Source organism: Micromonospora sp. NPDC048887, assembly GCF_040649715.1.
Classification (GTDB): Bacteria; Actinomycetota; Actinomycetes; order Mycobacteriales; family Micromonosporaceae; genus Micromonospora.
The window spans coordinates 60,939-71,197 of record NZ_JBEZGA010000012.1 but is presented as its reverse complement, the minus strand read 5'-3'; the positions used below and the strand labels follow the sequence as shown (position 1 = coordinate 71,197).

The following is a 10,259-nucleotide window of genomic DNA, read 5'->3' as shown; positions in this document are numbered from 1 at the left end:
TGGACCGGCGGCTCCCCGTCCGACGGGGGACGGTCGGCCGGGACCGGTAACTCCGGGGTCGGTCCGGTTCCGCCGGCTGGTGCGCCGGCCGGCGGCGGACTTCCGGTCGTCGGCGCGGACGGCCGTCCGGTGAGCGCGGCCAGGCGGAAACGGGCCCGCGCGGTGGCCCGGCGCATGGCGAGCCGGACCGGCCCGCCGAGCGGGGACACCTGCGCCGCGAGCGCCGCCCGGTCGGGCAGCGCCACCTGACCGGCGAACACCGCCGCCGCGCTGACCTGGCTGGCGGCCGGGTCGTACGGGGTGCCCTCGGGCGGGCAGCAGGACGGCTCCGCGCACAGGTAGGAGAACCAGCGGCCCTCGGTGACCCGCAGCGCGTCGAGCACCACCAGGCCGGTGGCGGTCAGCGCCTCGCCGAGCGCGTCCACGATCACCGTCACCCGGGCGGCCGGACCGTAGCCGACGACAGTGGCGGCATCGGCGTCCTGCCGGGCCACCACCTGCGCCAGGTGCCGGGCCGCCGGACCGGGGTCGGCACCCGGTGCGGGCAGGTCGCCACGGGCGGCGAAGACGACGCGCCGGCCGCGTACCGCGACCACCACGACGCTGTCGGCGGGGTGGAAGCCGAGCAGGTAGGGCACCGCCGCCACCATGTCGGCGGGCGAGCGGACGGAGAGACGCGCTGGCTCGGTGGAGTTCATGACGGGAGCGTGGGCGGCCGGGCGCCACCGCGTCAGCCCCTGTGGACGACACGCGGTCCATCCACAGATACGGAGCGTATCGGTGCAGGTCAGCGGCGATCGGCAACGTCGCACGGCACACGGATGTCCGGGGTACCCGCTACCTTGCGCACATGGACCTGGCGTACCTGCGGGCACACCCGGAGCACCTGCCGACCTTCCTGACCCACCAGCGGATCCGGGAAACCCCGGTCTCCGGCGGTGACATCTGCGCCGCCTCCCGGCTCACGCTCGACGACGGGCACTCGGTGTTCGCCAAGACCTGGCCGGAACGGGCCGCGCGTCCGCTGCCGGAGGGCTTCTTCGCCGCCGAGGCGTCCGGGCTGCGCTGGCTGCGCGAGGCCGGTTCGGTGCCCGTACCGGATGTGCTCGTCGCCCTGCCCGGCCTGCTCGCGCTCGACTGGGTGGAGCCCGGCGAGCCGACGCCGGAGGCCGCGGAGGCGTTCGGCCGCGACCTGGCCGGGCTGCACCGCGCCGGGGCGCCCGCCTTCGGCGCGGACTGGGCCGGTTTCATCGGCGCGCTGCCGCAGGACAACACGCCTGCCCCCGGTCCGTGGGCGGGCTGGTTCGCCCGGTGCCGTCTCCTGCCCTACCTGCGCATGTCGGTCGACGGCGGCGCGCTCGACCACGCCGGTGCGGCGCTCGTCGAGCAGGTCGTCGACCGGATCGGCGAGTTCGGCGGGGACGAGCCACCGGCCCGGCTGCACGGCGACCTCTGGCCGGGCAACCTGCTCTGGGGTGCCGACGGGCGGGTCTGGCTGGTCGACCCGGCCGCGCACGGCGGGCACCGCGAGACCGACCTGGCGCAACTCGCGCTGTTCGGCGGCCCGCCGCACCTGGACCGGATCATGGCGGCCTACCGGGAGGCGTGGCCGCCGGGTGACGGGTGGCGGGAACGTGTGCCGCTGCACCAACTGCACCTGCTGCTCGTGCACACCGCGATCTTCGGAGCGGGGTACGCGGATGCCGTGCGCTCCACCGCTCGGGCCGCCCTCCGAGGGCTCGACCGCGCTACGGTCGACGGATGAGCGCCCCCCGGACGACGACCGACGGCCCTCTCGCCGACCGGTACGGCCGTGTCGCCCAGGACCTGCGGGTCTCGCTCACCGACAAGTGCAACCTGCGCTGCACCTACTGCATGCCGGCGGAGGGCCTGCCCTGGCTGGCCAATCCGCAGCTGCTCAGCGACGACGAGGTCGTCCGGCTGGTGGGTGTCGCGGTGAGCCGGCTCGGCGTCACCGAGGTGCGCTTCACCGGCGGTGAGCCGCTGATCCGGCCGGGCCTGCCGGGCATCGTGGCGGCGGTCGCCGCGCTCACGCCCCGGCCGCGCATCTCGCTCACCACGAACGGCATCGGCCTGGCCCGGATGGCGACGGCGCTGCGCACGGCCGGGCTGGACCGCGTGAACGTCTCGCTCGACACGCTGGACCGGGACCGGTTCACCGCGCTGACCCGCCGTGACCGGCTCGCCGACGTACTCGCCGGGCTGGCCGGCGCGGCGGACGCCGGGCTGACCCCCGTGAAGATCAATTCGGTGCTGATGCGGGGCACCAACGACGACGAGGCGCCCGCATTGCTCCGGTTCGCCCTCGCGCACGGCTACGAGCTGCGGTTCATCGAGCAGATGCCGCTCGACGCCCAGCACGGCTGGGACCGCTCGACCATGGTCACCGCCGACGAGATCCTGACCTCACTGCGGGCCGCGTTCGCGCTGACGCCGGACCCGTCCGAGCGGGGTGCGGCACCGGCCGAGACGTGGCTGGTGGACGGCGGGCCGGCCCGTGTCGGCGTGATCGCCAGCGTGACCCGGCCGTTCTGCGGCGACTGTGACCGCACCCGGCTCACCGCCGACGGCCAGGTGCGCAACTGCCTGTTCGCCACCGAGGAGTCGGACCTGCGCGGCGCGCTGCGCGACGGCGCGGACGACGAGGAACTGGCCCGGCGCTGGCGTGCGGCCATGTGGGTCAAGCGGGCCGGGCACGGCATCGACGACCCGGCGTTCCTCCAGCCCGCGCGTTCGATGTCGGCGATCGGAGGCTGAGGGTGGAGCTGACCGTCCGCTACTTCGCCGGCGCCCGCGCGGCCGCCGGACGATCCGAGGAGACCGCATCCGCCGGCCGGTCGCTGGACGAACTCCTCGACGAACTGGCCGCCCGGCACGGCGAACGCCTCGGCGTGGTGCTGAAGGCGGCGAGTTTCCTGGTCGACGGCGTCGCCTGTCATGATCGACGGGCGCTGTTGCCGGCCGGGGTGACGGTGGACGTGTTGCCGCCCTTCGCGGGCGGCTGAGGGGGGCACACGTGCTGGCCATGGCGACATTCCTGGGCTTCGTCGTGCTCGTGATCGGCCTGATCCACTTCTACCTGTGGAAGCGGCTGGTCCGGGACACCACGCGCCCCGGGCGGTGGCGCCGGGCCGGCACGGTGGCGATCGCGGCGCTGGCGGTGCTCGTACCGGTGACCCTGGCCGGCACGCGCAACGGCTGGTACTGGCTGGCCTGGCCCGGCTACCTCTGGGTCGCGCTCATGTTCTACCTGCTGGTGCTGCTGCTGGTGCTGGAGGTGCCGACCGCTGTGGTCCGGCTCGTGCTGCGCCGGCGGGCCCGATCGGCGGCCACCGCCGGCCTCGAGCCCGAGCCCGCGCCCGCGCTCGTCGGCGCGGCCACCGCGGATGGTCCGCCGCCGCCTGTCGACAGCACCGAGGCAGCGCCAGCCGGTACCGACGCGCCGGACCACGACCCCTCCCGGCGGCTGCTGCTCGCCCGTGGGGCGGCGATCTTCGCCGGGCTCACCGCCGCCGGCATCACCGGGTACGGCGTACGCACCGCGATGGGTCCGCCGCAGCTCGACCGGGTGCAGATCCCGCTGGCCAAGCTGCCCCGCGGCATGGACGGGCTGCGCATCGCCACCGTCTCCGACATCCACCTCGGGCCGTTGCGCGGCCGGGCGCACACCGAGCGGATCGTCGCGATGATCAACCGGATGGACGCCGACCTGGTCGCGGTGGTGGGTGACCTCGTCGACGGCACGGTAGCCGAACTGGGCGAGGCCGCCGAGCCGCTGCGCGACCTGCAGTCCCGGTACGGCAGCTTCTTCGTCACCGGCAACCACGAGTACTACTCCGGCGTGGAGGAGTGGGTCCGTGAGGTGGACCGGCTCGGCCTGCGGGTGCTGCAGAACGAGCGGCAGGAGATCCAGGCCCGGGGCGGTGTGCTGGACCTGGCCGGGGTGAACGACGTGAGCGCCGTCGGCACCGGGGTGGCCGGGCCCGCCGACTACGCCGCCGCGCTCGGCGACCGTGACCCGAGCCGGCCGGTGGTGCTGCTGGCGCACCAGCCGGTGGCCGCGCAGGAGGCGGCGAAGTTCGGCGTCGACCTCCAGCTCTCCGGGCACACCCACGGCGGCCAGATCGTGCCGTTCAACCTGGCGGTGAAGCTCCAGCAACCGGTGGTCTCCGGTCTCGGCGAGGTGGATGGCACGAAGGTCTACGTCACAAACGGCGCCGGTTTCTGGGGCCCGCCGGTGCGGGTGGGTGCACCGCCCCAGGTGACGCTCGTCGAGCTGCGCGCGCAATAGCGTGCCGGGGCCGCCGAGTCCAGCACCGCATTGCTCAGGTCACCCGTACGCGTGGCGGCGGGCGGGCGGGGGACCGGACGTGACAGGATGCGGCGTGCCTCCGTTCAGCGCCGCACCCCCCGGTGGCCTCCCGCCATACGTCGCGGATCTGCACATCCACTCGAAGTACTCCCGCGCGTGCAGCCGCGACCTGACCCTGCCGAACCTGGCCTGGTGGGCCCGGCGCAAGGGCATCGGCGTGCTCGGCACCGGCGACTTCACCCATCCCGCCTGGTACGACCACCTGCGGGAGACGCTGCACCCGGCCGAGCCGGGCCTGTACCGGCTCTCGCCCGACGCGGAGCGGGACGTCGCCCGGCGGCTGCCGCCCCGGCTGGCGAGCGAGGCGGAGGCCGACCCGGTCCGGTACATGCTGAGCGTGGAGATCTCCACGATCTACAAGCGCGACGACCGCACGCGCAAGGTGCACCACCTCATCTACCTGCCGGATCTGGACGCGGTGGCCCGGTTCAACACGGCGCTGGGCCGGATCGGCAACCTCGGCTCGGACGGCCGGCCGATCCTCGGGCTGGACTCCCGCGACCTGCTGGAGATCACGCTGGAGGCGAGCCCGGACGGCTTCCTCGTGCCCGCGCACATCTGGACGCCCTGGTTCTCCGCGCTCGGCTCGAAGTCCGGCTTCGACGCTATCGCCGACTGCTACGCCGACCTGGCCGGGCACATCTTCGCGGTGGAGACCGGCCTGTCGTCCGACCCGGAGATGAACTGGCGGGTCGGCAGCCTGGACCGCTACCAACTGGTGTCGAACTCGGACGCCCACTCGCCGCCCGCGCTGGCCCGGGAGGCCACGGTCCTGACCGCCGCCCGCGACTACTTCGCGATCCGCGAGGCGCTGCGTACCGGCGACGGGCTCGCGGGCACCGTGGAGTTCTTCCCGGAGGAGGGCAAGTACCACGCCGACGGGCACCGGCTGTGCGGGGTGAACTGGTCGCCGGAGCGGACCCGTGAGGCCGGCGGGCGCTGCCCGGAGTGCGGCAAGCCGCTCACCGTGGGCGTACTCAGCCGGGTCGAGGAGCTGGCGGACCGCCCGGCCGGGCACCGTCCGGCGCACGCGCGCGAGGTGACGCACCTGGTGCCGCTGGCCGAGATCCTGGGCGAGCTGAACCGGGTCGGCGCGCGGTCGAAGAAGGTCGAGGGCAAGCTCAACGAGCTGATCGCCGCGCTCGGCCCGGAGCTGGAGATCCTGACCCGTACCCCGATCGAGGAGATCGGCCGGGTCGGTGGCGAGCTGCTCGCGGAGGGCATCGGCCGGCTGCGCCGCGGCGACGTGCGCCGGGTGCCGGGCTACGACGGCGAGTACGGCGTGATCACCCTGTTCGACCCGGCGGAACTGGGCGGACCGGGTGCCGGGGCGGGGCAGGAGACGCTGTTCGACGTACCCGTGCCGGCGCAGCGGCGGCCGGCGGAGCCGGCGCCGAAGCCGAAGGCCAAGCGCCCGGCGGCGGCCCGGCCGGAGCCGAGGCGCACGCCGCCGCCCGCGCCTCCGATCGCGCCGTCACCGTCCCCACATGAGCCGTTCGAGCCGATGCTCGCCGGGATGGAGGAGGTCGGCACCGGCCTGCTGGACCGGCTGGACGCGATGCAGCGGGTGGCCGCGTCCGCGCCGGGGGGTCCGCTGCTCATCGTGGCCGGTCCGGGCACCGGCAAGACGCGGACGCTCACCCACCGGATCGCGTACCTGTGCGCGGAGCTGAACGTCTTCCCCGACCAGTGCCTGGCGATCACGTTCACCAGGCGGGCGGCCGAGGAACTGCGGCACCGGCTGGACGGGCTGCTCGGCCCGGTCGCCGAGGACGTCACAGTGGGCACGTTCCACTCGCTCGGCCTGACCGTGCTGCGGGAGAACGCGGCGGCGGCCGGGCTGCCGGCGGACTTCCGGATCGCCGACGACGCGGACCGGGCGGCGGCACGCGCCGAGGCCGGTGCCGACGACGAGCGGTACGCGGCGCTGCTGCGCAAGCGGGATCTGGTCGACCTGGACGAGCTGCTGACGCTGCCGGTGGCCCTGCTCAAGGGCGACCGGAAGCTGGTCCGGGAGTACCGCGAGCGCTGGAAGTGGATCTTCGTCGACGAGTACCAGGACGTCGACGCGGTGCAGTACGACCTGCTGCGGCTGCTCAGCCCGCCGGACGGGAACCTGTGCGCGATCGGTGACCCGGACCAGGCGATCTACTCGTTCCGGGGCGCCGATGTCGGCTACTTCCTGCGCTTCTCGCAGGACTTCACCGACGCCCGGCTGGTGCGGCTGAACCGCAACTACCGCTCTTCGGCGCCGATCCTGGCCGCCGCGGTGCAGGCCATCGCGCCGTCGTCGCTGGTGCGCGGCCGTCGTCTCGACCCGGCCCGGCTCGATCCGGAGGCGCCGCTGGTCGGCCGGTACGCGGCGAGTTCCGCCTACGACGAGGCCGACTTCGTGGTCCGTACCGTGGACGAGCTGGTCGGCGGCCTGTCCCACCGCTCGCTGGACTCGGGGCGGATCGACGGGCGGGCCACCTCGCTGTCCTTCTCCGACATCGCGGTGCTGTACCGCACCGACGCGCAGGCCGCGCCGATCGTGGACGCGCTGGCCCGGGCGAACATCCCGGTGCAGAAGCGCTCGCACGACCGGCTGCGTGACCGCCCCGGCGTGCCGGCCATCGCCCGCGAGCTGCGCCACGCCGGTCTGGACGGCTCGCTCGCCGCCCGGGTACGCCAGGCCGGGCAGATCCTGGCCGAGCGCTTCGCGGTGCCCACGCTGGACGGCTCCGGCGCGGTACGCCCCGAGGACATCCGCACGGCGGTGGACCTGCTCACCCCGCTGGCCCGGCGCTGCGACGACGACCTGGAGCTGTTCCTCAACCAGCTCGCCACCGGCGCGGAGGTGGACGCGCTGGACCCGCGCGCCGAGGCGGTCACGCTGCTCACGCTGCACGCCGCCAAGGGGCTGGAGTTCCCGGTGGTGTTCCTGGTCGGCGCCGAGGACGGCCTGCTGCCGCTGCGCTGGCCCGGCTCCGAGCCGGACGACGACGCGGTGGCCGAGGAGCGCCGGCTGTTCTTCGTCGGGCTGACCCGGGCACAGGACCGGCTCTACGTCAGCCACGCGGGTCGCCGCGCCCGGCACGGGGCGGAACGCGACACCCGCCCGTCGCCGTTCCTCGACGTGATCGACCCGGCGTTGTTCGAGCGCCTGGACGCGACCGAACCCCGCCGCCCGAAGGACCACCAGCTCCGGTTGATCTGAGCGGCGCGCGTCAGGTCAGCACGGCGGCGAGCCAGGCGCCGCCGAGCAGCGCCGGGCCGAACGGCACCGGCGTGTCAGGGCGTACCCGGCGGGCGGCGAGCAGGAGAAGGACCGCGACTCCGGCGAGCACGTGCGGCAGGAGCAGTCCGAGGCGCAGGGCCGGCCAGCCGAGCCAGCCCAGCGGCAACCCGAGCGCGGCGGCAAGCTTCACGTCGCCGAAGCCGAGGCGGGCGCGGGGCAGCAGCGCCAGCACCGCGTACCCGGTGAAGGAGAGTGCGGCCCCGGCCACCGCGACGGCCAGGCGGCGCGGCTCGCCGGTCGCCGCCGTGGCTGCGGTGAGGCCGAGCCCGCCGCCGAGCGCGGCCACGCCGACCAGCGGGTCGGGCAGGCGCAGCGCGGTCAGGTCGGTGACCGCGAGGACCAGCCCGGCGACGGCGACGAGCAGCAGCGCGGGCAGCACCGGATCGGCACCCCGGGCGGCGGCGAGCCCGCCGAACGCCACGACGCCGGCCAGTGCGAACGCACCCCGGCTCGGCGCGTGCCTCCCGGCGATCCGATCCGTGCAGAACGACCGGCCGACCGGGACAGCAGCCCATCCGGCCGCCGCGCCGAGCAGCGCGACCCCCGTCACCAGCAGTGCCGACACGGGCGGGACGCTACCGCCCGGCGGGTTCTCCGGCCGTCCCGTCGACGGCTGGTGGCGGGGACCGGCGCGGGCGTTCGGTGCTGACCACCACCGCCACGCCGACCACGATGACCGCGCCGCCCATCAGCACCTGCGAGGTGACGGGTTCCGCGACGAACAACGCGCCGAGCGCCACCGCCACCACCGGATTCACGTACGCGTACGTGGACACCAGCGAGATCGGCGCGTGGGCGAGCAGCCAGACGTACGCGGTGAAGGCGACCAGCGAACCGGCCACCATCAGGTACGCCATCGCCGCCCAGGACCGCCCGGTCACGTCGGCGAAGGAGAAGCCGCGCAGCTCGCCCCGGGCCACGCCGACGAGCGCGAGCACCGCCGCGCCGGCCACCATCTCGTAGACGGTGGCCACGAACGGGTCGGCGGGCATCGGGATCTTCCCGGACAGGTACGAGCCGACCGACCAGCTCACTGCCGCGGCGACCACCGTGAGCGCCCCGGCCACCGGCACCGCGTCCACCCCGTCCCGGGGCAGCACGAGCAGGACCAGTCCGGCGAAGCCGAGCGCCACCCCGACGAACGTCCACGGCCGCGGCCGGTCGCCGCCTGCCGTACGCAGCAGCACCAGGAGCAGCGGCACGGTGGCGACGAGCAGCGCAGCCACACCGGACGGTACGGCGGTCCCGGCCGGGCCCGACTCGGCCAGCACCACCAGGCCGTTGCCGCCGGCCAGCAGCAGCACGCCGATCAGCGCGGCGGAGCCGACGCGGCGCGCGGGTACCCGCAACGCTCCCGGTCCGCGCCGCAGGCGCAGCACCACGGCGAGCACCACCGCGGCGGCGGCGAACCGCATCGCCGAGGAGACGAGCGGCGGCAGGGACTCGACAGCGACCCGGATGCCCAGGTAGGTCGAGCCCCACAGCAGATAGACCAGCACGAGGGCGGCCCAGATCAGTGCGGTGCGGGCCGGTGGCATCGCGGAATCGACAGCGTTCGTCGCACTCGTGGGGCGTGAGCTCATCGTGGGACCACGCTACGGTGACCACGGCGTCGGCGTCGCCAGTTGGTGGCCGGCCTCTCAGCACTGGCGTACGCAGGAGGCGTTCATGTCGAACTTCGGTCCACCGGGCGGCGGCTCTCCCGAGCCGTGGGGACGGCGCGACGACGGCTACGCCCCGCAGCCCGACCCGCGCTACGCCCCGCAGGGCGACCCGCGCTACGCCGCACAGCCCGATCCGCGGTACGGCCCGCCGGACGCGCGGCCGTACGGCCCGCCCGCCGATCAGTACGGGCCGCCCGACCAGTACGGAACGCCCACCCAGCAGTACGAGCCCGCCGACCGGTACGGCCCGCCGGCCGATCAGTACGGCCCGCCGACGCAGCGATACGAGCCGGGTCCGGCCTGGTCCCCCGGCCCGCCGCAGGGCCACCCGGCCGGCCCGTACGCCGGGCCGCCGCCCTACGCCGAGCCGACGCCGCCGAAGCGCGGGAAGGGCCCGCTGCTGGTGGTCGTGATCGTGCTGGCCGTGCTGCTGCTGGGCGGCGCCGGGGCGTACTGGATGCTGGGCCGGGACGAGCAGACCCCGACCGGCGGCACGACCGCCGCCACCGCGCCGGCCGCGGATCCGACCGGGGCGGCACCGAGCGAACCGGCCGACACGACGCCCACGACGGCGTCTCCGGCCTCGTCGACCGATCCGCGTTTCGTCAAGGCGGGCCAGTGCGTCGCCAACGAGGGTGGCGGCGGCCAGCCCAAGCTGGTGATCGCCGACTGCGGCCCGAAGACGTACGAGGTGCTGCGCCGCATCGACGGCGCGACGAGCGGCAAGAAGGACGCGGAGGCGAAGTGCGGGAAGGTGGCCGGTTACACCGACTGGTACTTCTTCGACAGCGAGCTGGACACGCTCGACTTCGTGCTCTGCCTGAAGCGCCGCTGACGCTCCACGAGAGCCGGTAACCAAAACTAGGGCTGTCTAGCATCCACGCTAGACAGCCCTAGTTTCAGGTCGAGGCCGACACGCGGT

The 10,259-nt window shown here is 74.7% G+C and carries 9 protein-coding genes; 6 read left to right on the top strand and 3 right to left on the bottom strand.

Translation table 11 applies throughout. The annotated features are described in order from the left end of the window. Positions 1–698: DUF4192 domain-containing protein (locus tag AB0C17_RS19405; protein WP_357479673.1), on the bottom strand; the 698-nt coding region annotated here is incomplete at its 3' end. Positions 699–850: 152 nt separating this feature from the next. Between AB0C17_RS19405 and AB0C17_RS19400 the strand changes: the two genes are divergently transcribed. From AB0C17_RS19400 to AB0C17_RS19380, 5 genes are all read left to right on the top strand, one after another. Beyond that, a complete protein-coding gene (locus AB0C17_RS19400) occupies positions 851–1,765 on the top strand; it encodes a fructosamine kinase family protein (protein ID WP_357479671.1) in 915 nt (304 codons plus the stop codon). Next, entirely contained in the window at positions 1,762–2,778 is a 1,017-nt protein-coding gene (gene moaA / locus AB0C17_RS19395; protein WP_357382061.1) for a GTP 3',8-cyclase MoaA, read from the top strand. The genes AB0C17_RS19400 and moaA overlap by 4 nt, the downstream gene beginning before the upstream one ends. A gap of 2 nt (positions 2,779–2,780) precedes the next feature. Continuing rightward, positions 2,781–3,026: a MoaD/ThiS family protein gene (locus AB0C17_RS19390; protein ID WP_357382063.1), complete on the top strand. Its 246-nt coding sequence runs from the start codon at positions 2,781–2,783 to the stop codon at positions 3,024–3,026. Between the two features lie 11 nt (positions 3,027–3,037). After that, complete coding sequence (locus AB0C17_RS19385; RefSeq protein WP_357382065.1) at positions 3,038–4,312, top strand: metallophosphoesterase; 1,275 nt, start codon at positions 3,038–3,040, stop codon at positions 4,310–4,312. Positions 4,313–4,406: 94 nt separating this feature from the next. Next, complete coding sequence (locus AB0C17_RS19380; protein WP_357479667.1) at positions 4,407–7,592, top strand: UvrD-helicase domain-containing protein; 3,186 nt, start codon at positions 4,407–4,409, stop codon at positions 7,590–7,592. 10 nt (positions 7,593–7,602) lie between these two features. On the opposite strand, the gene AB0C17_RS19375 is transcribed toward AB0C17_RS19380, so the two are convergent. Together AB0C17_RS19375 and AB0C17_RS19370 are read right to left on the bottom strand one after the other, a co-directional pair. After that, the gene (locus AB0C17_RS19375) at positions 7,603–8,238 is read right to left on the bottom strand and encodes a prepilin peptidase (protein ID WP_357470709.1); all 636 of its coding nucleotides are present in this window, start codon (positions 8,236–8,238) and stop codon (positions 7,603–7,605) included. Between the two features lie 10 nt (positions 8,239–8,248). Next, positions 8,249–9,256, bottom strand: coding sequence for an EamA family transporter (locus tag AB0C17_RS19370; protein ID WP_357382071.1), 1,008 nt, complete (start codon positions 9,254–9,256; stop codon positions 8,249–8,251). Position 9,257: 1 nt separating this feature from the next. Here AB0C17_RS19370 and AB0C17_RS19365 point away from each other — a divergent pair, with 1 nt between their 5' ends. Continuing rightward, on the top strand, positions 9,258–10,172 hold the full coding sequence (locus AB0C17_RS19365) for a flagellar basal body protein FliL (RefSeq protein WP_357479664.1): 915 nt from the start codon (positions 9,258–9,260) through the stop codon (positions 10,170–10,172). The last annotated feature ends 87 nt before the right edge of the window (positions 10,173–10,259 follow it).

What these genes read in the sequence shown, in the direction of transcription:
- AB0C17_RS19400 (WP_357479671.1), top strand. Translation starts at nt 851, where the DNA reads ATGGACCTGGCGTACCTGCGGGCACACCCGGAGCACCTGCCGACCTTC.
- moaA (WP_357382061.1), top strand. Translation starts at nt 1,762, where the DNA reads ATGAGCGCCCCCCGGACGACGACCGACGGCCCTCTCGCCGACCGGTAC.
- AB0C17_RS19370 (WP_357382071.1), bottom strand. Translation starts at nt 9,256, where the DNA reads ATGAGCTCACGCCCCACGAGTGCGACGAACGCTGTCGATTCCGCGATG.